The sequence below is a fragment of the Flavobacterium limnosediminis JC2902 genome, from assembly GCF_000498535.1.
Classification (GTDB): domain Bacteria; phylum Bacteroidota; class Bacteroidia; order Flavobacteriales; family Flavobacteriaceae; genus Flavobacterium; species Flavobacterium limnosediminis.
Window position 1 is genome coordinate 102,916 of the sequence record NZ_AVGG01000017.1, and the last position, 20,996, is coordinate 123,911.

Consider the following 20,996-nt stretch of genomic DNA (forward strand, 5'->3'; position numbering starts at 1 on the left):
TAAACAAAATTACAGGTTTATTTACTTCGATTGGTTACATTTGTTATAAATATTTCTGGAATGACTGGATACGATTATATTTTTGCCGGAACCGGTTTAGCCGGTTTGATGGTACTGCATGAAATGAATAAGTCTGGTGTGTTGTCAGGAAAATCGGTTTTGCTTTTGGATCCGGAGGAAAAGGATAAAAATGATCGTACCTGGTGTTTTTGGGAAAATGGAGCAGGGGAATGGGATTCTGTGGTAGCAAAACAATGGTTCAGCGGTTTTTTTGTTAACCGTGAATTACGAAAAGAATGTTTTGGAAGCGGGATGAGTTATAAAATGATTGAATCGCAATCGTTTTACAATCGGATTTTTGATGAGTTGAAATCGTTTCCGGATATCGTTTGGAAGCAAGAAAGGCTGCTGTCGTTTGTTGAAAGTGATTTGGAGGTTATTATTACTACTGATGTCAATACATATTCGGGCTCCGTTTTTTTTAACAGTGTTTTGGATGCTGAAACTTTACGAAACAAGAAAAAATATCCCTTGCTTTTGCAGCATTTTCAGGGTTGGTTTGTGAAAACATCGGTTCCGTTTTTTAATCATGACAGCGCCACGTTCATGGATTTTTCCGTTCCTCAGAATGGGAATACGCGGTTTATGTATGTGTTACCGATTTCCGATACGGAGGCTTTGGTAGAGTATACCTTGTTTTCAGCGGATGTTCTTGCGGACGCTGAATATGAAAATGCTATTGCGGTTTATCTGAAGGAGAAAGGAATTGCGGATTATGAAATTGTCCGAAAGGAAAAAGGAGTTATCCCCATGACAACCTATCCTTTCTGGAAGGGAAATTCAAAACGAATACTCCATATCGGTTCTGCTGGCGGTTGGACGAAAGCCAGTACGGGATATACTTTTAAAAATTCTGTAAAGCAGTCCAAACGCGTGGCGGCTTATTTGAAAAGTAATCCGGTTGATTTTACTCATTTCTACAAACCAAACCGTTTTACTTTTTATGACAGTCTGTTTGTGGATGTTTTGTATGGTGAGAATCAGTTGGGATGTAAATTGTTTAGCGGAATGTTTACCAAGGTACAACCGAAGCTTGTATTTGATTTTTTGGATGAAAAGACAAGTTGGAAAGAAGAAATGAAAGTGATTTGGAGTTGTCCGAAGCTTCCCTTTTTGAAAGTGTTGCTGTTCCGATTGTTCCGGTTTTAATTTGTAAGCATAAAAAAATCCAAACAACTAATTTTAAGTGTTTGGATTTTTTTCTGAAGTGACCACGATCAGATTCGAACTGACACGTCTTGCGACACCACCCCCTCAAGATGGCGAGTCTACCAATTTCTCCACGTGGCCGTAAATAAAAAAAGTCATTCACCTTGGCGAACGACTTCTTTTTGTGACCCGGCTGGGATTCGAACCCAGGACCCCATCATTAAAAGTGATGTGCTCTACCAGCTGAGCTACCGAGTCGTTGCTTTCAGGATATGAATTAGGTCATTTTTGTGACCCGGCTGGGATTCGAACCCAGGACCCCATCATTAAAAGTGATGTGCTCTACCAGCTGAGCTACCGAGTCTGAAATCATATCCTGATTGCGGGTGCAAATATAGGGAGTATTATTTATTATGCAAGGGAAATTTATTATAAATTTGACTTTTTTTTAATCCGAATTGGTAAGCATTTAATTTATAAGGTTTTATTGTTATGCAAAAAATTATTTTAGTGGGGTATATGGGAAGCGGAAAGTCGACAATTGGTAAATTATTGGCTGAGAAAACAGGAATTCCCTTTTTTGATTTGGATGAAATGATCGAAAAAAATACTCAAAAAACGATATCGGAGTTGTTTTTCGAGATGGGAGAGATTCAATTCAGGAAATTAGAACACAAAACGCTAATCGATTTTATGGCAATTCATCAATATTATGTTTTAAGTTTGGGTGGAGGAACGCCATGCTACGCAAATAATCATTTGCAATTGCAAAAAGAAGATGTTGTTTCGGTTTATTTAAAAGGATCAAATGGAGAGCTTATAAATCGTTTAGCGCCACAAAAGAAACACCGCCCGTTGATAGCACATCAAAGCGATGAGGAGTTGCACGAGTTTATTGCCAAACATTTGTTCGACAGAAGTTATTTTTACCACCAATCAAAACACACTGTTTCGGTAGATGGTAAAAATCCTGATGCTGTGGCAGACGAAATAAAGGAGTTGTTAACTTAAATAGGCGTACTCATCGTTTTCCTCAAATACCACCTGAATGTGCTCCAGTAATGATGTGGATAAAGAAATGCCTTTAAAATCGGCTTTTACGGGATATTTTTTGTGATTACGGTCTACCAGTACCGCGGTTTTGAATTTCTTCAAAGGAACGGCCAGAAAATACTTCACGCCATAAATCAAAGTGGTGCCCGAATTTAGGACGTCGTCAATCAGTACCAATCCTTTGTTTTGGTATTCTTCCGGTTTTAATGAGGTGATGATTTCGTCCTGCGGATTGTTTTTGTTGATCTGTACTTCACACAAAATCACATTCAGATCGGAAATCAAGGCAAGTTCGTTTGCAATCTTCTGTGCGAAAATATAACCGCTGTTGGCAATCCCGGCCAGTACCACTTCGTTTTCATCTACAAAGGTTTCATAGATTTGATAAGCAATACGTTTGGTTTTATGCTGAATTTCACTTTTTGTCAGAATGATGTTTTTCATGTGTTGTGTTTCTGTTTTTTCAAGCCGACAGACTCGGGTTAAATAAAAATCAAAAATAAAGAATTTTTAATAAAGGCTGCTTTCTTCCCGGATTTAATGTTATTTCGGAAGAAAGATAAAAAACAATTCACGTGCTTTTCGGGGCTGTATTGAATTATGAGCTGTTTCCAATGTTTTGATATGGAAAGTTTCCGAGAATAAACTCAGATATTCTTCTTTGCTTCCTCCAAATGGAGGGCCTTCTTCCGTTAATGGAAAATCAAACAGTAAACCGAACAGTTTTCCTTTGTCTGAAAGTAAGGAATGCATTTTGGAAACGTAATTTTTTCGGAGTTCCGGTGATAAGGCGCAAAAGAAGGTTTGCTCCAGGATCAGATCAAATTTTCCTTCCAATTCGAAGAAGTCGCTTTGGATGAGTTGTGCTTCGGGGAAATCGGGAATTCTATTTTTGATGTTCTTAAGTGGACTTGCCGCAAAATCCGCCACAAACACATTTCTAAATCCTTTGGATACAAAATAGTCCAATTCATAACCGTTTCCTGCTCCCGGAATCAGTATTCTAATGTTTTTGTCTTCAATCTGATCGATATAGTCTTTCAGTGGAGTGGTTATGGTGCCGACATCCCATCCGGTTTCCTTCGTTTGATATCGGTTTTCCCAATAATCCTTATTCAGTCGGTTCTTCATTTTCGCCTGGTTCTGTTGTGTAATCGTCGATATCTCTTCGGTCTTTTTTTGTAGGTCGACCTTGGCCTTTGGTACGATAATGTTCTTTTGATAGTTTAAGCAGTTCCAAATGTTCAAAAGCTTCTGCCGGGGTTTCGTCTTTGCGGTAAATATCAACCAATTTAGGGCCTACACGATTTTGAGGAACGTCCAAAACGGTCAAAACATAGTTGATCTGGTCTTTTCGGAGTGTGATTTTATCTGTAGGAAAAACTTCTCTTGAAGGTTTGGCATCCTGTCCGTTCACGGTAATATGTCCTTTTTTACAGGCTTCGGTGGCGATACTTCGGGTTTTGTAATAGCGAACACACCACAGGTATTTATCGACTCTCATGCGAATTCGTTAAAATCAGTGTTAATAGCACTACAAAAATAAATGAAAATTGTATCTTGCGGCCATTAAAATAAACTAATAATGAATAGAATTTTTAAGATATTTAGTATTTTGACTCTTGGGGTACTTTTTACCGCCTGTCCTAAGGATGATGCTCCGGAGCCGGTTCCTGCAAGACCTCATGCCGATGTTTACCCTGAAGATCTGATTAAAATTGAGGATTATCTGAAATCACATTATGTTGAAATTACAGACGAAGATTTGGATGGTGAAGTGGATGTGGCGGATATGAAAATTGATTCATTGGATGATACACATACGGTTTCCATTTGGGATCAGACCGAATATCCTTTGGAAAATAAAATTGTGAAACTTTACGGTGTTGACTTTAAAGTGTACTATCTGAAATTTGACGGAAAGGCCGATACAGATGCGGAAGGGGACAAACCTTGTGGTACTGATCGTGTACTTGTTTCATATAGAGGTAGTCTTTTGGATGGATATCAGTTTGATTACGCACCTAATCCTGTCGAATTTAATCTGATTGATGTTGTCAAGGGATGGGAATATATTATGCCTCAATTTAGAGCCGGTTATTTTGATCCTGTAGGTGGTGATGGTACACTGAATCCGAGAAATTTCGGTTCCGGAGTGATGTTTTTACCTTCAGGTTTGGGTTATTATAGTGGTGGTTTCGGGAATATTCCAGCGTATGCGCCTCTTGTTTTTACCTTTAATTTGTTTGCGGTAACGCGTTTGGATCAGGATATTGATAAGATTGAAGATAGATACGAGTATGAGTTTAACGAAGATGGTAGTTTAATTGATACGGATGCAGACGGAATTCCGAATGTGTTTGATAATGATGATGATGGTGATGGTTATAAGACAATAAATGAAATTAAACATACTTATGTTGATAACGGGGTTACTTATACGGTATATTATCCGTTTACTGGAGCTGCTGTAGATAATCCAGCTACACCATTTGTGGATGAGACACAAGGTATTCCCAGATGTTTTACGGGGCCAAACAGCACAGAGTCTCCTTTTTTACCAACATCTGTTCCGGCTGATTTTACCGAGCCAACCAGGTTAAGAAGACATTTAGATCGTAATTGCAAACCGCCATTTGGAGGATAATAAAATAAGTTGATGTAAAAAATCCCGTCTAGTTGTTACTAGACGGGATTTTTTTATGAGTAAAAGAGAAAGATTATTTTCTCTTCATTACTTTTTCTACAGCTTCCACAATCGCCTGATTGTTTAACTTGTATTTTTCCATTAACTGCTCAGGTGTTCCTGATTCACCGAAGCTGTCCTGAACCGCTACGAATTCCTGTGGTTTCGGATTGTTCAAAGCCAATGTTCTGGCAACGCTTTCCCCTAAACCGCCAAGGATGTTATGTTCTTCAGCCGTAACCACACAACCTGTTTTGGCAACCGATTTTAAAATCGCTTCTTCATCCAAAGGTTTGATGGTGTGTATGTTGATTACTTCGGCAGAAATACCTTTTGCTTCCAAAGCTTCTGCTGCAATTAACGCTTCCCAAACCAAGTGACCTGTAGCAATGATTGTAACATCAGTTCCTTCGTTTAACATAATCGCTTTTCCGATTACGAAAGGCTCGTCTGCAGGAGTGAAATTAGGCACTACCGGACGACCGAAACGCAAATAAGCCGGACCGTGATGGTCTGCCAATGCTAAAGTGGCCGCTTTTGTCTGATTGTAATCACAAGTGTTGATAACGGTCATGCCTGGTAACATCTTCATTAATCCGATGTCTTCTAGGATTTGGTGTGTTGCACCGTCTTCTCCTAATGTTAATCCTGCGTGAGAAGCACAGATTTTTACGTTTTTATCAGAATACGCCACTGATTGACGAATCTGATCGTAAACTCTTCCGGTTGAAAAGTTAGCGAAAGTTCCTGTGAAAGGAATTTTACCTCCGATAGTTAAACCGGCTGCGATTCCGATCATGTTGGCTTCAGCAATTCCAATCTGGAAAAAACGCTCCGGGTGGTTCTTTTTGAATTCGTCAAATTTTAACGAACCGATAAGGTCGGCGCAAAGTGCTACCACGTTTTCGTTTTTCTGACCTAATTCGGTCATTCCCGCTCCAAATCCTGAACGGGTATCTTTACTTCCTGTATTTGTATATTTTTTCATTGTTTTCTTTTAAGGTTCTGAGCCACTAAGGCGCAAAGGCTCTAAGGTTTTGAAATCAGTAATCAAGCTGACTGAGTACTGCGACTGAATACTAAATTAATAGTCTATTTCGTCTTCAGAATAGTTTTGGCTTAAGGCAGTTGCCAATTGCTCGTCGTTTGGTGCTTTACCGTGCCAAGCGTGAGTATGCATCATGAAGTCTACACCATGTCCCATTTCGGTATGTAGCAAAATACAAACCGGTTTTCCTTTTCCTGAAAGTGCTTTGGCATGGTTTAATCCTGCGATAATGTCTTCAATATTGTTTCCTTCTTTGATTTCAACAACATCCCAGTCGAACGCTTCAAATTTAGCTTTCACACTTCCCATGTTTAAAACTTCATCCGTTGTTCCGTCAATTTGCTTTCCGTTTAAATCGATAGTGGCAATTAAATTGTCAACTTTTTTAGCAGAAGCATACATGATAGCTTCCCAGTTTTGACCTTCCTGAAGTTCTCCGTCACCTAATAAAGCATAAACGGTATGGTTGTCATTATTAAGTTTTTTAGCCTGAGCAGCTCCGATAGCCACAGACAAACCTTGTCCTAATGAACCGGAAGCCATTCTCACACCTGGTAAACCTTCGTGGGTGGTTGGGTGACCTTGTAATCTTGAATTCAATTTTCTGAAAGTAGCCAATTCCGAAACCGGAAAATAGCCGCTTCTTGCCAGAACGCTGTAGAAAACCGGAGAAATATGTCCGTTCGATAAGAAGAATAGGTCTTCTCCGATACCGTCCATGTCAAATCCCGGTTTACGTTCCATGATGTTTTGGTATAAAACCACTAAAAATTCGGTACAACCCAAAGAACCTCCCGGGTGACCAGAATTTACAGCGTGTACCATACGAAGAATGTCTCTTCTTACCTGAATCGTTAAATTGCTTAATTGTTGTGTGTTACGCTTCATTTTGTGTGTAAAAGTTAAACTGGTGCAAAGATAATCAGATAATTGGAATTTTTGGTGATTTGATAATTTGATAATTTGGAAATTTGAATGTCCGATTATTTGATAATTCAATAGTTTTGCTGTTTGGGACTTATTTTTTGGAATTTGGAATTCAGAATTTCTTCAGGATGTTAATTAAATTCATAATTCATAATTCATAACTGACAATTCTTTTATCTTTGCCGATTGTAAAATGTATATATGAAGTTCGATTTATTAAAGAAAGACCCGCAAACAAAAGCGAGAGCCGGATCCATAACCACGGATCACGGTGTAATTGAAACACCTATTTTCATGCCTGTGGGAACTGTTGCTTCCGTAAAAGGAGTGCATCAGAGAGAATTAAAAGACGATATTAATCCGGATATTATTCTGGGAAATACCTATCATTTATACCTACGTCCGCAAACGGATATTCTTGAAAAAGCGGGCGGATTACACAAGTTCATGAATTGGGACCGAAACATACTGACAGATTCCGGAGGGTATCAGGTATATTCGCTTTCTTCCAATAGAAAAATTAAGGAAGAAGGAGTGAAATTCAAATCCCATATCGATGGTTCGTATCACGTTTTTACGCCCGAAAATGTAATGGAAATCCAACGTACCATCGGGGCCGATATTATCATGGCCTTTGATGAGTGTACGCCGTATCCATGCGATTATCGTTATGCGCAGAAATCCATGAAAATGACGCATCGCTGGTTAGACCGTTGTATCAATCATTTGGAGAAATTACCTTTCAAATACGGTTACGAACAAACTTTTTTCCCGATTGTTCAGGGAAGTACATATAAAGACCTTCGTGCACAATCGGCGGAGTATATTGCCAATGCCGGCGCACAGGGAAATGCTATTGGCGGACTTTCAGTAGGGGAACCGGCAGAGGAAATGTATGCAATGACTGAAGTCGTTACGGCTATTCTTCCGGAAGACAAACCCCGTTATTTAATGGGGGTGGGAACTCCGGCCAACATACTTGAAAACATAGCTCTTGGAATCGATATGTTCGATTGTGTTATGCCTACCCGTAATGCAAGAAACGGAATGTTGTTCACCGCTAACGGAACCATCAATATCAAAAACAAAAAGTGGGAAGCTGATTTTTCACCTATCGATGAGATGGGCCACACTTTCGTGGATACCGAATACAGTAAAGCTTATTTACGCCATTTATTTGCGGCCAACGAATATCTTGGGAAACAAATCGCCACGATACATAACCTAGGTTTTTACATGTGGTTGGTTCGCGAAGCAAGGATGCATATTTTAGCCGGCGATTTCCGTGAATGGAAAGAAATGATGGTAAAAAACATGAGTCAGAGATTATAGTTAGTCTGTTGGTTTGGTTATTTGTTGATTTGATCAGCAGATAACCAATTTAACGAATAACCGAATTAACCAAGGAAGAATGAAAATAATCGATAAATACATTTTAAAACGCTATTTAGGGACTTTTACCGTAATGTTGCTGTTGTTTATTCCAATCGGAATTGTAATAGACGTTTCGGAAAAAGTTAATAAGATGATTGAAAACAAAGTTCCGTTTGTTGATGTCGCTAAATACTATCTGGATTTTACGGTTTATTTCGCCAACATGCTTTTTCCGATATTTCTGTTCTTATCGGTGATCTGGTTCACTTCCAAATTGGCTAATAATACGGAGATTATTGCTATTCTGAGTTCCGGAATTTCATTTACACGTTTTCTAAGGCCTTATATTATAGGAGCTACCGCAGTTTCTTTGTTTGCTTTGGTGATGGCCTTTTTCTTAGTTCCCAATGCGAGTAAAGGCTATAATGATTTCCGATACACCTATCTGAAAAACAATCCGAAAGTAAGGGAGAATCTGGATGTTTACCGCCAAATCAGCAAAGACGAGTTTATCTATGTGAGTAATTTTAATTACCTGACAAAAATGGGCTTTAACTTCTCGCTGGAAAAATTTAAAGGCGATAAATTAGAGTATAAAATTACCGCAAACCGCATAAAATGGAATGAAGCCGACAGTACATATACCTTGTTCGGGTTCAAAAAAAGGATTGTAGGTGACTTGGACGATAGGTTGATTAACAGCGATCAGCGAAAAATGAAACTGAATTTCGATATAGATGATTTAACACCGGTAGTTTATATCGCAGAAACGATGACTTTCGGAGAATTGAGTAAATTCATTGAAAAAGAAAGGGCAAGGGGTTCGTCCAATATCAATACTTATGAGGTTGTAAAATATAAAAAATTTAGTTTACCGATTTCGGCTTTTATCCTGACAATTATTGCTGTAGCTGTATCAGCAATGAAAAGAAGAGGGGGAATGGGTGTTAACCTGGCCCTAGGAATCGCGCTGGCGTTTACCTTCATCTTCTTTGATAAAGTATTCGGAGTGTTAGCCGAAGCTTCAAGCATCCCACCGATAGTAGCAGTATGGTTACCCAATACCATTTTCGGAATCCTGGCAATTTATTTACTGAGAAATGCAAAACGATAAGGTAAGGAGTTATTTTCATCTCCACTTCATTGTATTCATTTGGGGATTTACGGCGGTTTTAGGAAAACTGATTTCGCTTGATGCCCTGCCGTTGGTTTGGTATCGTATGGTGATTGCCGTTTTGATTATTTTCGCCTACGTAAAAATCAGAAAGACTCCCTTAGCACTGTCAAAGCGATTGCTGTACGGATTTATATTTTCCGGATTAGTGATTGCATTGCACTGGCTTACCTTCTTTCAGGCTATTAAAGTGTCGAATATATCAGTAACCCTGGCGTGTTTGTCTACCGGGGCTTTGTTCGCTTCAATTCTGGAGCCCATTTTTTACGGAAAAAAAGTAGTGATCTACGAAGTGCTGTTCGGATTATTGGTTGTTTTTGGTCTGGGAATCATATTTAAAGTAGAGGGTAATTACGTGGAAGGTATTTTGTTAGCATTAACTTCCGCTTTCTTATCCGCGCTTTTTTCTGTAATTAACGGAAAGTACGCCCAGCATACTGATGCAGCGGTTATCACCTTTTATGAGCTTTTTGGTGGAATCGGATTTTTGTCTGTTTACTTGTTGTTTTCAGGCGGTTTTTCGAAAGCCTTTTTCCAGATTTCCGTTTCGGATTTACTGTGGTTGTTCGTTTTAGGATCGGTTTGTACGGCATATGCGTTTCTGGCTTCCGTCAAAGTGATGAAGTTCCTGACGCCGTATACCGTAATGTTAACCATTAATCTGGAACCGATTTACGGCATCATACTGGGGATTATGGTGTTTAGCGAAAGTGAAAAAATGAGTCCCGAGTTTTATATAGGTGCTTCCATCATATTGATAACCGTAATATTGAACGGAATCATAAAAAATTACAAGAAAGTTAAAAACTAATTATGAAATAGTTTCTGCATTGTGAAATGAAAATTTTATCTTTGCCGTCCAAACTAAAGTCAAAAGAATCAAACAAAATGGAATACTTAGATTTTGAACTTCCGATTAAAGAGCTTGAAGATCAATTGGATAAATGCCAGATTATAGGTCAGGAATCGGATGTAGATGTTTCCACAACCTGCAAGCAGATTGAGCAAAAACTGGAAGAAACTAAGAAAGAAATATATAAAAATCTTACAGCGTGGCAACGCGTTCAGTTGTCAAGACACCCAAACCGTCCTTATACGATGGATCACGTAAGAGCGTTGTGTGGTGAAACCTTCCTAGAGCTGTTTGGTGACAGAGGTGTGAAAGACGACAAAGCCATGATTGGCGGACTTGGAAAAATCAACGGGCAATCGTTTATGATTGTTGGTCAGCAAAAAGGATACAATACAAAAACGCGTCAGTTCCGTAATTTCGGAATGGCAAATCCTGAAGGATACCGTAAAGCGCTTCGTCTGATGAAAATGGCGGAGAAATTCGGAATCCCGGTTCTTACTTTAATCGATACTCCGGGAGCTTATCCTGGTTTGGAAGCGGAAGAAAGAGGTCAGGGTGAAGCTATCGCACGTAACATCTTGGAAATGATCCGTCTTAAAGTGCCTATCGTTTCGGTAATTGTGGGTGAAGGAGCTTCCGGAGGTGCATTAGGAATTGGTGTTGGTGACAGAGTACTGATGATGGAAAACACTTGGTATTCCGTTATTTCTCCAGAATCATGTTCATCCATCCTTTGGAAAAGCTGGGAATACAAAGAACAAGCTGCCGAAGCATTGAAACTGACTTCTGCCGACATGAAAAGACAAAAATTAGTTGACGATATCATTCCTGAACCGCTTGGTGGCGCTCATTATGACAGAGAAACCACTTTTAAAACGGTTGAGAAATATGTTATGAAAGCTTTTAATGAGTTGAAAGACTTATCAACAGAAGAATTGATAGCGCAACGAATGGATAAATACAGTAAAATGGGTGAATACAAAGAGTAAAACCACCAGTTTTCAATAGAATCATCCGAAGCCTTGCTGCTTCGGATTTTTTTTGACTTATTAACAACGAAAGCCAAGTTGTTAACAGTGTCTTATTAACAACTCAAATTTAAATTTCAGTAAAACTTGGTTACCTTAGCAGCATGGAAAACCTTAAGAATGTAAACCCTTATAAAGTGGATAAAACCACGATCATCAATCTCGAAAAAGGGAAGTTGCCACCACAGGCACTGGACCTTGAAGAGGCGGTGATTGGCGCCATGATGATCGACAAAAAAGGTGTTGACGAGGTTATCGATATTTTGAGCCCCGAATCCTTTTACAAAGACGCACACAGGTACATTTTTGAAGCCATTGTCCAACTGTTCAATGACACGCAGCCGATTGACTTATTAACAGTTTCGGCCCAATTAAAAAAGAACGGAAAACTGGAATTGTCAGGTGGGGATTTTTACCTTATTCAACTTACCCAAAAGATTTCTTCTTCGGCCCACATTGAATTTCACTCCCGTATTATTCTTCAGAAATTCATTCAGCGAAGCCTGATCCGGATTTCATCGGAAATTATCGAGGAATCCTATGATGAAACCACCGATGTTTTCGATTTGTTAGACAAAGCCGAATCAAAATTATACGAAGTAACGCAGGGAAATATCAAACGTAGTTCGGAAACCGCTCAAAGTTTGGTAATCCAGGCGAAAAAACGAATTGAAGAAATTGCCAATAAAGAAGGTCTGAGCGGAATCCCAACCGGCTTTCACGATTTGGATAAATTAACTTCAGGTTGGCAGCCTTCCGATTTGATCATTATTGCGGCTCGTCCGGGTATGGGTAAAACCGCATTCGTATTATCGATGGCTCGTAATATGGCGATTGATGCGGGTGCTCCGGTGGCCTTGTTCTCTCTGGAGATGTCCTCAGTTCAGTTAATTACGCGTTTGATTTCTTCGGAAACCGGTTTGTCTTCGGAAAAACTGCGTACCGGTAAACTGGAAAAACACGAATGGGAACAGCTTTCCATCAAAGTAAAAGACTTAGAAAAAGCGCCGTTATATATTGATGATACACCGTCGCTTTCCATTTTCGATTTACGTGCAAAAGCCCGTCGTTTGGCGTCTCAGTACGGAATCAAGATGATTGTAATCGACTACCTTCAGTTAATGACCGCCGGCGGAAACGGTAAAGGAGGCGGAAACCGTGAGCAGGAGATTTCAACGATTTCCCGAAACTTAAAAGCTCTGGCGAAAGAATTGTCCGTTCCTGTTATTGCACTTTCGCAGTTATCGCGTGCCGTGGAAACCCGAGGAGCCAGTAAGCGTCCGTTGTTATCCGACTTACGTGAATCGGGTGCGATTGAGCAGGATGCCGATATCGTATCGTTTATCTACCGACCGGAATATTATAAAATTGACGAATGGGATGACGAAGAGCGTTCTCCAACGCAAGGTCAGGCCGAATTCATCGTGGCAAAACACCGTAACGGTGGATTGGACAACATCCGATTGAAATTTATCGGAAACCTGGGTAAATTCGACAATCTGGATGATCATCATTCTTCATTCGACGATTTGCCTTCCCGAATGAACATGGACGACAATCCGTTTATCACCAAAAACCTTCCTTCGGCCAATGAAGCTTTCGGAAGTAACATGAACAGTTTCGACGATGACAGCGATGTGCCGTTCTAAATAAAATTGAAGCCTGCTTTTTGCAGGCTTTTTTTATGACCTTATTATTTAACAAAACAATCATTTTAGTTATTAACTTCAATTGTCGAAAACTAATTTTGAAATGTTTTCGCATAAGTTTTACTTTCGACAACTCGAAGACAGCGTATACAACTTTCATCATGTATTGGCTCTGTTGTATATGTTTTTGAGTTGTATACCAGTGCAAAACAACAAAACGTTAAATTAGATAATTATGAAAAAAGGATATTTTGCCTTTATAGTATTTTTATTTTGTGTTCAAAACATTCAAAGTCAACTTCGATTCTATTTAGGAAAGCCTGATTTTGACAACGCAACCGTTCTTTTAACCAACGGACAAACACTAGTTGGTGAAGTGCAGGATTTTAATTCACCAAACGCAGTTGAAATTGATAATCCGTTCGTTATGACAATGTCTGCCACGGAAGAACTCGAACTAAACTTAAATCTTGACCGTAAAAAAATTAAGTTCCGTAAAAGTAAAAACGATTCATTTCGATTAATACCTTCGGATTCTATTGATGTTATTCAATTTTTTGACGAAGAACTCAATAAAAAAGCCGAGTTTAAACGACTAAAAATTACTAAAAGTGTAAATGGTGAAATTAAAGAAACTAATCGAACCTTATTTTTACCCATTTTCAAAAAAGATTTAATCAATTTGTATGGTTATCATTTTTATTCAAACGGACAATATGCTACCACGATTTTTTATCTAAATAACCCGAAAGATAATAGTGCTATAAGTCCTTATGACATACGTTTTGTCGAATTATTTAGTGCAAGGAAAAAATTCATCGAGCGAATAATTAGTTCTTATAAATTTGTTTCGGGAAATTGTCCGGGTTTCCACCAATGGCTGGATGAGAAATTTTATGATGAAACCGATGAGGCCGTTAAAAAAGAGTTTAAACAATACTATAACACAACTCGAAAGGAAATAAAAGAAGGACAAAAAAATCTGAAAACCAAAGAGGAAAAGAAAGAATTTGAACAGCAAAAATGGGCTGAATATTATATAAAAACCTTTACACCAGCCATTGAAAAATATAAGGAATTGTGTAAATAATGTAACCCTGATGGCTCGGATTACAAATCCGTGCCCGCAAAGAGAATAAAATCTACTTCTGAACAAAAATCCCCAACCTGCATTGGGGATTTTCATTTTACAAAACCATCCCTCAAGTTATTAACCTCATTTGTCGAAAACTAATTTTGCAATGTTTTCTTATAATTTTTACTTTTGGACAACTCAAAAATAGAATATGCAACTTTTATCATGAAATGGTTTTGTTTCATGTGTTTTTGAGTTAGACGACATTTTAAATCACGTAAAGATGAATAAAATAAACAATACTTTTCTCAAGCTTTCTAAGCGAGCAGAAACAAATGACATAGATTATCTGGTAAAAACATTTGTGAATAATGGCCCATTGTTTACCATTTTATCGAATAAAGATCATGAAATTTTATATGGTCGTCGTGGAACTGGAAAAACACATGCTTTAGCTTATTTAAGTGATTCACTGAATTTAAAAAATGAAATAATAGTCACTATCGATCTTCGAACCATTGGTTCAAACGGAGGGATATTTTCCGACAACACAATTCCAATAAAAGAGAGGGCGACTAGACTATTAATTGATACTTTTAGTTTCATCATTGATTCAATTATTGACACAGTGATTAATAACAATACTGGAAAATACAATTTGGCAAAAGTTAGTCCTATAGCGGACTTACTTTGGGATTCAGTTACTCAAATTGTTGTAGATGGCGGTATAGAAATTGCTGAAAAATCTACAACAAATGATTCAACTAGCCAACAATCAAAATTTGGAGTCGACGTTGGCACAGATAAATTTAGCGCTTCTAGTTCTACAGGAAAAGATAAAAAATCAGATGCTTCCACAGAAATATATACAAAACAAGAAGGAAAACAGTATCATCGGATAAATTTTTCGTCCGTTTATAAACATCTGCAAACTCTTAGTCAAGAATTAAACACTCATATTTGGATCATCTTTGACGAATGGGCAGAAGTTCCACAAGATTTACAGCCGTTTTTGGCTGAATTAATCCGAAGAACTATACTCCCAAATACTGGTATCACAGTGAAGATCGCGGCGATAGAACAAAGGACGAATCTATTATATATTGATGGTGTTGGAAATAGAATTGGTGTTGAAATCGGAGCTGATATTGCAGCTAGTCAAAACTTGGATGAATATATGGTCTTTGATAATGATGAAGAGCGTGCAAAAGTTTTTTTTACTGAACTTCTTTACCATCACTTTGTTAATATTGCGGAAACTGAACTTCTTGAAGAAACAGGAATAAATGAAGCTCAAAAACTCATAAATTTAGCATTTACCCAAGTTAACGCTTTCAGTGAGTTTGTCCGGGCAAGTGAAGGTATTGCTAGAGACGCTATTAATATACTTGGAATCGCTGCGATAAAAGCAAATGATAATAAAATATCAATTGAAAATGTTAGAGCAGCAGCTAGAATTTGGTATACCAGAGGTAAAGAAAAATCCATTTCAACACACGAAAAAGCTTTAAATTTATTACAATGGATTATTGATGAAGTAATTGGTAAACGTAATGCAAGAGCATTTCTCCTGCAAACTAATCAGCGAGATCCTTTGATAGATTATCTTTTTGATGCCAGAGTTCTTCACATAATTAAGGAAAATGTATCTGGAAAGGATACGCCTGGTTTAAGGTATAATGTTTATAGTATTGACTATGGATGTTACGTTGAATTGATTAATACCGCAAATGCTCCTAAAGGTTTATTTGAGGCTCTTGCAGATGATGAGGAGGAAGCAGGAGAAATTTTTGTAGACGTACCTAAAAATGATTATAGAGCAATTAGAAGAGCAATTCTTGATTTATCTGAATTCTATAAAGAAGTCGTCTAACAGCCCTCGCTAACACGAGCATCTAACTCACAACCCGCTCCGCAAAGACCCGATAGCGCGGATTTGCAATCCGTGCCCACAAAGAAAATAAATAAAAAGCTACAGCCGTAAAAAGTTGTAGTTTTGTTTTTTAAACTAACCGCCATGTCAACAAAATACAAAGCCACAACAACGGAAGATGCCTTCTTTATAACCATAACCGTAGTAGGTTGGGTTGATGTTTTTACAAGAGTGAATCAAAAGTACATTTTGACAAATGCTTTACAGCATTGTCAGCAAAATAAAGGATTGGAAATATATGCTTATTGCATTATGTCAAGCCATATTCATTTACTCTGTAAAGCGACCGATGGTTTTATTTTATCGGATGTAATAAGAGATTTTAAAAAATTTACTTCAAAAAAAATAATTCAAACAATTATAGACGAACCCGAAAGCAGAAGAGAATGGATGTTGGGCTATTTCAAAAATGCCTGTGCGCATTTAAAAAGGGAGCAACAGTATAAAGTCTGGCAAGATGGCTATCATGCAGAGATTTTAGAAACAAATTGGTTTATTAAGCAGAAAGTCAATTACATACACAACAATCCAGTTAAAGATAAAATTGTAGCATTTCCTGAAGATTATTATTTTAGTTCTGCCAGAAATTATGCCGGATTAGCTAATGATCTGGAAGTTGTTTTGTTAGATTTGTTTTGAATTTGATTGTGGAACCCCGCACCCGATAGCGCGGATTTGCAATCCGTGCCCACAAAGAGAATCAAAACTACGGTTACGTAGATTTACTGAATTTGCAGGGAAGAGTCCCCCGCTAGCGCGAGCATCTTGCTCGCACCCACAAAGAATAAAACTACATCCCCAACGATGTAGTTTTTTTATACCCATCAAGATTCAAAAGGCGGCGAAGTAATTTGTTTTTAACAATGTAGCTGTAAAAACAAAAATAACATAACAAAAAATGTAATACAATTCCTTTGTTTTGCAGAAATTGCTATTTTTGGCAAATTATTAATTTAAACCCGATAGCGCGGATTTGCAATCCGTGCACACAAAGAGAATCAAAACTACGGTTACGTAGATTTACTGAATTTGCAGGGAAGAGTCCCCCGCTAGCGCGAGCATCTTGCTCGCACCCACAAAGAATAAAACTACATCCCCAACGATGTAGTTTTTTTATACCCATCAAGGTTCAAAAGGAAGTGAAGTAATTTGTTTTTAACAATGTAGCTGTAAAAACAAAAATAACATAACAAAAAATGTAATATAATTCCTTTGTTTTATGGAAATTGCTATTTTTGGCAAATTATTAATTTAATCAGAAAAATAGTATTTATGAGTTCAACTAGTGAAACAGGACACGCGAAAAATATCGCTAACTTTCAAAACCTTATTCAATTCGCTGTCGGGTACGGAGCGGTCTACAATCCGTCAAAAAACACCCTGAAGATCCCACAACTAAATACCATCGCTACCACATCAAACGCAAAATTGGCCGATGTCATTACCAAAAACACCGCCTTCAACAACGCCGTTAACGACAGGCTAAATTCCTTCAAAGGCCTAATGACCTTATCAACAAGATTGGTCAACGCTTTGGAAATCACAAGCGCTTCCAAAGAAAAAATCAAAGACGCCAAAGGATTCCAACGCAAAATGAAAGGCAGAAGAGCATCCGAAGTTCAAACTTCAACAGACCCCAATGCGCCTGCCCCAAATACAATCAGTACGAGTCAAGTGTCGTATGACAATCTAATCCAGCATTTTGCAGGCTTGGTCGCGGTACTGCAATCGGAAGCAAGTTTCACACCCAACGAAACTGATTTAAAGCTTACCGCACTAACCGCTAAACAAGCCGATTTAGTAGCTAAGAACAATGCCGTGGCGGTAGCTCACACCGCAATAAGCAATTCAAGAATCGCCAGGAACAAAACCTTATACGACGAAGGAACCGGTTTGGTAGACACCGCACTGGAAGTAAAGAAGTATGTGAAATCGCTGTTCGGCCCATCAAGTCCGGAATTCGGTCAGGTAAAAAGTATTGCATTTAAAAATATTCCAAAATAACGCTACTAGATTTTTCAGGCTCCCTACACTATGTCGATATATCTTAAGTGTAGGGAGTTTTTTTTTAACGGTAAAATGAAAACGCTTTGCTGCAATGTTGGAGTTTCCTCCTGCAAAGTCGGAATTCCCTCCTGCAAAGTCGGAATTCCCTCCTGCAAAGTTGGAATTTCCTCCTGCAATGTTGGAGTTTCCTCCTGCAAAGTTGGAGTTCGCTCCTGCAAAGTTGGAGTTCGCTCCTGCAAAGTTGGAGTTCGCTCCTGCAAAGTTGGAATTTCCTCCTGCAAAGTTGGAATTCCCTCCTGCAATGTTGGAGTTCCCTCCTGCAATGTTGGAATTCCCTCCTGCAAAGTTGGAATTCCCTACTGCAAAGTTTGTTATGGGACAAACAAGACTATAGTGTTTGACGCAGCAAGCACTTCTATTGGCAAACTTTCGTTATATTTGTGCAACATCAGTAATAAAAATCCCCACCGGATACAAAGCCGGCAGGATGATAAAATTTTTCAGGATGCACTTTAAAAAAACACTATATATCCTCCTGTTTCTGGTCTCATTATCAGCAAAGGCCTCTTTCGTACTCTTGCCGATGGATCCCGAAACACAACAAAATCACTTAAAAGCTTACGGGATTACCTATTGGGCTTTGGACAAACAATACAAAGTAAGCTGGTTACTAAACTACCGCGGTGGCTCGTTTTTATTGCCCGACGCTCCCGAAATCCGCAAAGAATGCCAGATCCGCGGCGTAAGTTTTGAAGTCCTTTCCGACGGCACTGCCAACGGAATCCTTGAAGAAATCAGTTCGCCTTCCCAAAATATGGAAACAGTCGTTCTGGAAAAAGCGCCCAAAATCGCAGTCTATACCCCGAAAGGGAAACAGCCTTGGGACGATGCGGTAACTTTAGTGTTAACCTATGCCGAAATCCCGTTTACTCCGATTTATGATGAAGAAGTTTTAAACGATGCGTTGTTGTTGTACGATTGGCTGCATTTACATCATGAAGATTTTACGGGCCAGTACGGTAAATTTTTCGGAGCCTACAGAAATGCACCCTGGTACATCGAACAGAAAAAAGAAGCCGAAGCTTTAGCTACAAAGTTGGGGTACAGTAAAGTATCACAGGAAAAATTAGCGGTATCTCATAAAATAAGAAACTTTGTAATTGGCGGCGGATTCATGTTTGCGATGTGCTCGGCAACCGACAGTTTTGATATCGCACTTTCAGCGGAAGATGTGGATATCTGCGAAACGATGTTTGACGGGGATGCAAGCGATGCGAACTATCAGGCCAAAATTGATTACAGTAAAACATTTGCTTTTAAAGATTATACCCTGGAACGTAATCCGGTTGCGTATGAATTTTCGAATATCGATGTGACCAATACCCGTCGCGTTTTGCCTGATGTGGATTATTTCAGCCTTATGGAATATTCGGCAAAGTGGGATCCGATTCCGACGATGTTGTGTCAGAATCACACCCAACTGATAAAAGGTTTTATGGGACAAACCACGGCTTTTCAAAGTGATCTGATAAAATCGAACATTCTGATTATGGGTGAAAACAAACAAAACGGTGAAGCCCGTTACATTCACGGAACCAAAGGAAAGGGAATGTTCACGTATTACGGCGGTCATGATCCCGAAGATTATAAACACCAAGTGGGTGACGCACCAACGGTTTTGGATTTACATCCCAATTCTCCGGGCTACCGTTTGATTTTAAACAACGTATTGTTTCCTGCGGCTAGGAAGAAAAAGCTGAAAACATAATAAAATAAAAAGACGAAAGTGATTTAGCTTTCGTCTTTTTTTGTCCTATGTATTGTGCAATTTTTTCAAAGAGCTTCTCTGAATTTAATTAAGCTACTTCTAATCCTGTGGCAATTGCTATGCGGTTCCAGGCATTTATGGTAACAATCATCATGATGATTTGTGCCAGGTAATTTTCATCAAACAGTTTTGCCGCCGCCTGATAGGTCGCATCTGAAACATGATTTTGAATAAGAGTGACTTCTTCCGTCAAGGCAAGTATAGCTTTTTCTTCTTCCGTAAAAAGTGACGTTTCTCTCCAAGCGTTCAAAAGATAGATGCGTTGTTCTGTTTCTCCCATCTTTCTTGCATCGGTGGTGTGCATATTGATGCAAAAAGCACAACCGTTAATTTGAGAGGCTCTTATTTTAATGAGTTCCTTATGAATAGGATTCAGTTTTGATTCTGCCAAATATTTTTCTAATCCTAATAATGCGTTGTATGCTCCGGGTTCGGTTTGTTGCATGTTGATTCTTGTAGTCATTTTGTATTGTTTTAAAATTACAATACAAAGTTCTGTATGTCAGGTTTTAAAAAACTTGAAGTACTTCAAGAAATAAGGTTATATTTTGCCGGATCTTATTTTACTCATGAATTCGGCAGAGAAATCAAGATAGGAAGCCAGCATGTATTGCGGAACCCGTTGGACAAATTCGGGAAAAGAGTTGTTGAAATGGTGATAACGTTCTTCGGCACTCATGGTAAAGAGAAACTTAATTCGCATTTGCGAGGCGGCAAACGATTTTTGAAGAATCATTCGGAAGTAACGTTCCAATTGCGGGATTTCTGAAAATAAATATTCGATATCGTTTTTGTGAATCAGTACGATTTCCGAATTCTCAACGGCCTGAATATAAAAATGCGAAGGTTTTTGATTGTCAAAACTCATGTAATCTGTAATCCACCAGTTTTCGATACCAAACTGCAGTGTTTGTTCGTTGCCTTTTTCATTGATGATATACAGTCGAAGACAGCCTTTTGCAACGAAACACAAGAAATCGCAAATTTCACCTTCCTGTAAAAGAAGTTCTTTTTTGCTGATTTTTTTAGATTCGATTTTGGAAAGAAGAAGTTCCTGCTCTTCCGCTTTTAGGCTAATTTTTGTTTGTATATGTTCGAGTAAAGCGGATTGCATAACAAATCAGTTTACACAAAGATACTTTATAAACAGTT

General features: G+C 38.5%; 21 protein-coding genes and 3 tRNA genes. 14 read left to right on the forward strand and 10 right to left on the reverse strand.

The features are described 5' to 3' along the window. Window positions 1-60 precede the first annotated feature (60 nt). Complete coding sequence (locus FLJC2902T_RS11420; RefSeq protein WP_023579952.1) at window positions 61-1,209, forward strand: lycopene cyclase family protein; 1,149 nt, start codon at window positions 61-63, stop codon at window positions 1,207-1,209. Window positions 1,210-1,268: 59 nt separating this feature from the next. Here the strand turns inward: FLJC2902T_RS11420 and FLJC2902T_RS11425 are convergent. The 3 genes from FLJC2902T_RS11425 to FLJC2902T_RS11435 all read right to left on the reverse strand — a co-directional run bounded on the left by FLJC2902T_RS11425 (window position 1,269) and on the right by FLJC2902T_RS11435 (window position 1,573). Further along, a tRNA-Leu gene (locus FLJC2902T_RS11425) sits at window positions 1,269-1,350 on the reverse strand. Between the two features lie 44 nt (window positions 1,351-1,394). After that, window positions 1,395-1,467 (reverse strand) — tRNA-Lys (locus FLJC2902T_RS11430). A 33-nt stretch (window positions 1,468-1,500) separates the two neighbouring features. After that, window positions 1,501-1,573: transfer RNA gene (locus tag FLJC2902T_RS11435), tRNA-Lys, on the reverse strand. A gap of 128 nt (window positions 1,574-1,701) precedes the next feature. Between FLJC2902T_RS11435 and FLJC2902T_RS11440 the strand changes: the two genes are divergently transcribed. Further along, window positions 1,702-2,220 (forward strand): shikimate kinase, encoded by a 519-nt coding sequence (locus tag FLJC2902T_RS11440; protein WP_035678467.1) that lies wholly within the window; start codon window positions 1,702-1,704, stop codon window positions 2,218-2,220. On the opposite strand, the gene FLJC2902T_RS11445 is transcribed toward FLJC2902T_RS11440, so the two are convergent. The 3 genes from FLJC2902T_RS11445 to FLJC2902T_RS11455 form a co-directional block, all read right to left on the reverse strand. Further along, window positions 2,212-2,706 carry a phosphoribosyltransferase family protein gene (locus tag FLJC2902T_RS11445; RefSeq protein WP_023579954.1) on the reverse strand — a complete coding sequence of 165 codons (495 nt, stop codon included), beginning with the start codon at window positions 2,704-2,706 and terminating at the stop codon, window positions 2,212-2,214. The two genes, FLJC2902T_RS11440 and FLJC2902T_RS11445, sit on opposite strands and share 9 nt — an antisense overlap. A 99-nt stretch (window positions 2,707-2,805) precedes the next feature. Beyond that, entirely contained in the window at window positions 2,806-3,393 is a 588-nt protein-coding gene (locus FLJC2902T_RS11450; RefSeq protein WP_035678470.1) for a methyltransferase domain-containing protein, read from the reverse strand. Next, complete coding sequence (locus tag FLJC2902T_RS11455; protein ID WP_023579956.1) at window positions 3,374-3,766, reverse strand: RNA-binding S4 domain-containing protein; 393 nt, start codon at window positions 3,764-3,766, stop codon at window positions 3,374-3,376. The genes FLJC2902T_RS11450 and FLJC2902T_RS11455 overlap by 20 nt, the downstream gene beginning before the upstream one ends. An 81-nt stretch (window positions 3,767-3,847) precedes the next feature. Here FLJC2902T_RS11455 and FLJC2902T_RS11460 point away from each other — a divergent pair, with 81 nt between their 5' ends. Next, a complete protein-coding gene (locus tag FLJC2902T_RS11460) occupies window positions 3,848-4,909 on the forward strand; it encodes an FKBP-type peptidyl-prolyl cis-trans isomerase (protein ID WP_023579957.1) in 1,062 nt (353 codons plus the stop codon). Between the two features lie 73 nt (window positions 4,910-4,982). Here the strand turns inward: FLJC2902T_RS11460 and FLJC2902T_RS11465 are convergent, their stop codons facing one another. Next, a complete protein-coding gene (locus FLJC2902T_RS11465; RefSeq protein ID WP_023579958.1) occupies window positions 4,983-5,936 on the reverse strand; it encodes a transketolase family protein in 954 nt (317 codons plus the stop codon). Between the two features lie 96 nt (window positions 5,937-6,032). After that, window positions 6,033-6,884 carry a transketolase gene (locus FLJC2902T_RS11470; RefSeq protein ID WP_023579959.1) on the reverse strand — a complete coding sequence of 284 codons (852 nt, stop codon included), beginning with the start codon at window positions 6,882-6,884 and terminating at the stop codon, window positions 6,033-6,035. Window positions 6,885-7,124: 240 nt separating this feature from the next. Here FLJC2902T_RS11470 and tgt point away from each other — a divergent pair, with 240 nt between their 5' ends. The 11 genes from tgt (at window position 7,125) to FLJC2902T_RS11525 (ending at window position 19,784) form a co-directional block, all read left to right on the forward strand. Continuing rightward, on the forward strand, window positions 7,125-8,255 hold the full coding sequence (gene tgt / locus FLJC2902T_RS11475) for a tRNA guanosine(34) transglycosylase Tgt (RefSeq protein WP_023579960.1): 1,131 nt from the start codon (window positions 7,125-7,127) through the stop codon (window positions 8,253-8,255). A 79-nt stretch (window positions 8,256-8,334) separates the two neighbouring features. After that, window positions 8,335-9,411 (forward strand): LptF/LptG family permease, encoded by a 1,077-nt coding sequence (locus FLJC2902T_RS11480; RefSeq protein WP_023579961.1) that lies wholly within the window; start codon window positions 8,335-8,337, stop codon window positions 9,409-9,411. Continuing rightward, window positions 9,398-10,282 carry a DMT family transporter gene (locus FLJC2902T_RS11485; RefSeq protein ID WP_035678473.1) on the forward strand — a complete coding sequence of 295 codons (885 nt, stop codon included), beginning with the start codon at window positions 9,398-9,400 and terminating at the stop codon, window positions 10,280-10,282. The genes FLJC2902T_RS11480 and FLJC2902T_RS11485 overlap by 14 nt, the downstream gene beginning before the upstream one ends. A gap of 77 nt (window positions 10,283-10,359) precedes the next feature. Beyond that, on the forward strand, window positions 10,360-11,313 hold the full coding sequence (locus FLJC2902T_RS11490; protein WP_023579963.1) for an acetyl-CoA carboxylase carboxyltransferase subunit alpha: 954 nt from the start codon (window positions 10,360-10,362) through the stop codon (window positions 11,311-11,313). A gap of 143 nt (window positions 11,314-11,456) precedes the next feature. After that, window positions 11,457-13,001, forward strand: coding sequence for a replicative DNA helicase (dnaB, locus tag FLJC2902T_RS11495; RefSeq protein ID WP_023579964.1), 1,545 nt, complete (start codon window positions 11,457-11,459; stop codon window positions 12,999-13,001). Window positions 13,002-13,236: 235 nt separating this feature from the next. Continuing rightward, a complete protein-coding gene (locus FLJC2902T_RS11500) occupies window positions 13,237-14,091 on the forward strand; it encodes a hypothetical protein (RefSeq protein ID WP_023579965.1) in 855 nt (284 codons plus the stop codon). A gap of 268 nt (window positions 14,092-14,359) precedes the next feature. Then, a complete protein-coding gene (locus FLJC2902T_RS11505; protein ID WP_023579966.1) occupies window positions 14,360-15,949 on the forward strand; it encodes an ORC-CDC6 family AAA ATPase in 1,590 nt (529 codons plus the stop codon). Between the two features lie 144 nt (window positions 15,950-16,093). Then, window positions 16,094-16,648 carry an REP-associated tyrosine transposase gene (locus FLJC2902T_RS11510; RefSeq protein ID WP_023579967.1) on the forward strand — a complete coding sequence of 185 codons (555 nt, stop codon included), beginning with the start codon at window positions 16,094-16,096 and terminating at the stop codon, window positions 16,646-16,648. A 633-nt stretch (window positions 16,649-17,281) separates the two neighbouring features. Beyond that, entirely contained in the window at window positions 17,282-18,013 is a 732-nt protein-coding gene (locus FLJC2902T_RS11515) for a hypothetical protein (protein ID WP_023579968.1), read from the forward strand. A 94-nt stretch (window positions 18,014-18,107) separates the two neighbouring features. Beyond that, window positions 18,108-18,410: a ribosomal eL19 family protein gene (locus FLJC2902T_RS16255; RefSeq protein WP_155958898.1), complete on the forward strand. Its 303-nt coding sequence runs from the start codon at window positions 18,108-18,110 to the stop codon at window positions 18,408-18,410. Window positions 18,411-18,521: 111 nt separating this feature from the next. Then, a complete protein-coding gene (locus FLJC2902T_RS11525; RefSeq protein WP_081712561.1) occupies window positions 18,522-19,784 on the forward strand; it encodes an asparagine synthetase B in 1,263 nt (420 codons plus the stop codon). An 88-nt stretch (window positions 19,785-19,872) separates the two neighbouring features. Here FLJC2902T_RS11525 and FLJC2902T_RS11530 read toward each other — a convergent pair whose 3' ends face one another. After that, window positions 19,873-20,307: a carboxymuconolactone decarboxylase family protein gene (locus FLJC2902T_RS11530; RefSeq protein ID WP_023579970.1), complete on the reverse strand. Its 435-nt coding sequence runs from the start codon at window positions 20,305-20,307 to the stop codon at window positions 19,873-19,875. A 78-nt stretch (window positions 20,308-20,385) separates the two neighbouring features. Beyond that, window positions 20,386-20,958, reverse strand: coding sequence for a Crp/Fnr family transcriptional regulator (locus tag FLJC2902T_RS11535; protein WP_023579971.1), 573 nt, complete (start codon window positions 20,956-20,958; stop codon window positions 20,386-20,388). Window positions 20,959-20,996 lie beyond the last annotated feature (38 nt).

Excerpts from the sequence above, each read along its gene's own strand:
- FLJC2902T_RS11420 (WP_023579952.1), top strand. The coding sequence starts at position 61 with ATGACTGGATACGATTATATTTTTGCCGGAACCGGTTTAGCCGGTTTG.
- FLJC2902T_RS11440 (WP_035678467.1), top strand. The coding sequence starts at position 1,702 with ATGCAAAAAATTATTTTAGTGGGGTATATGGGAAGCGGAAAGTCGACA.
- FLJC2902T_RS11445 (WP_023579954.1), bottom strand. The coding sequence starts at position 2,706 with ATGAAAAACATCATTCTGACAAAAAGTGAAATTCAGCATAAAACCAAA.
- FLJC2902T_RS11450 (WP_035678470.1), bottom strand. The coding sequence starts at position 3,393 with ATGAAGAACCGACTGAATAAGGATTATTGGGAAAACCGATATCAAACG.
- FLJC2902T_RS11455 (WP_023579956.1), bottom strand. The coding sequence starts at position 3,766 with ATGAGAGTCGATAAATACCTGTGGTGTGTTCGCTATTACAAAACCCGA.
- FLJC2902T_RS11460 (WP_023579957.1), top strand. The coding sequence starts at position 3,848 with ATGAATAGAATTTTTAAGATATTTAGTATTTTGACTCTTGGGGTACTT.
- FLJC2902T_RS11465 (WP_023579958.1), bottom strand. The coding sequence starts at position 5,936 with ATGAAAAAATATACAAATACAGGAAGTAAAGATACCCGTTCAGGATTT.
- FLJC2902T_RS11470 (WP_023579959.1), bottom strand. The coding sequence starts at position 6,884 with ATGAAGCGTAACACACAACAATTAAGCAATTTAACGATTCAGGTAAGA.
- tgt (WP_023579960.1), top strand. The coding sequence starts at position 7,125 with ATGAAGTTCGATTTATTAAAGAAAGACCCGCAAACAAAAGCGAGAGCC.
- FLJC2902T_RS11480 (WP_023579961.1), top strand. The coding sequence starts at position 8,335 with ATGAAAATAATCGATAAATACATTTTAAAACGCTATTTAGGGACTTTT.
- FLJC2902T_RS11485 (WP_035678473.1), top strand. The coding sequence starts at position 9,398 with ATGCAAAACGATAAGGTAAGGAGTTATTTTCATCTCCACTTCATTGTA.
- FLJC2902T_RS11490 (WP_023579963.1), top strand. The coding sequence starts at position 10,360 with ATGGAATACTTAGATTTTGAACTTCCGATTAAAGAGCTTGAAGATCAA.
- dnaB (WP_023579964.1), top strand. The coding sequence starts at position 11,457 with ATGGAAAACCTTAAGAATGTAAACCCTTATAAAGTGGATAAAACCACG.
- FLJC2902T_RS11500 (WP_023579965.1), top strand. The coding sequence starts at position 13,237 with ATGAAAAAAGGATATTTTGCCTTTATAGTATTTTTATTTTGTGTTCAA.
- FLJC2902T_RS11505 (WP_023579966.1), top strand. The coding sequence starts at position 14,360 with ATGAATAAAATAAACAATACTTTTCTCAAGCTTTCTAAGCGAGCAGAA.
- FLJC2902T_RS11510 (WP_023579967.1), top strand. The coding sequence starts at position 16,094 with ATGTCAACAAAATACAAAGCCACAACAACGGAAGATGCCTTCTTTATA.
- FLJC2902T_RS11515 (WP_023579968.1), top strand. The coding sequence starts at position 17,282 with ATGAGTTCAACTAGTGAAACAGGACACGCGAAAAATATCGCTAACTTT.
- FLJC2902T_RS16255 (WP_155958898.1), top strand. The coding sequence starts at position 18,108 with ATGTTGGAGTTTCCTCCTGCAAAGTCGGAATTCCCTCCTGCAAAGTCG.
- FLJC2902T_RS11525 (WP_081712561.1), top strand. The coding sequence starts at position 18,522 with ATGCACTTTAAAAAAACACTATATATCCTCCTGTTTCTGGTCTCATTA.
- FLJC2902T_RS11530 (WP_023579970.1), bottom strand. The coding sequence starts at position 20,307 with ATGACTACAAGAATCAACATGCAACAAACCGAACCCGGAGCATACAAC.
- FLJC2902T_RS11535 (WP_023579971.1), bottom strand. The coding sequence starts at position 20,958 with ATGCAATCCGCTTTACTCGAACATATACAAACAAAAATTAGCCTAAAA.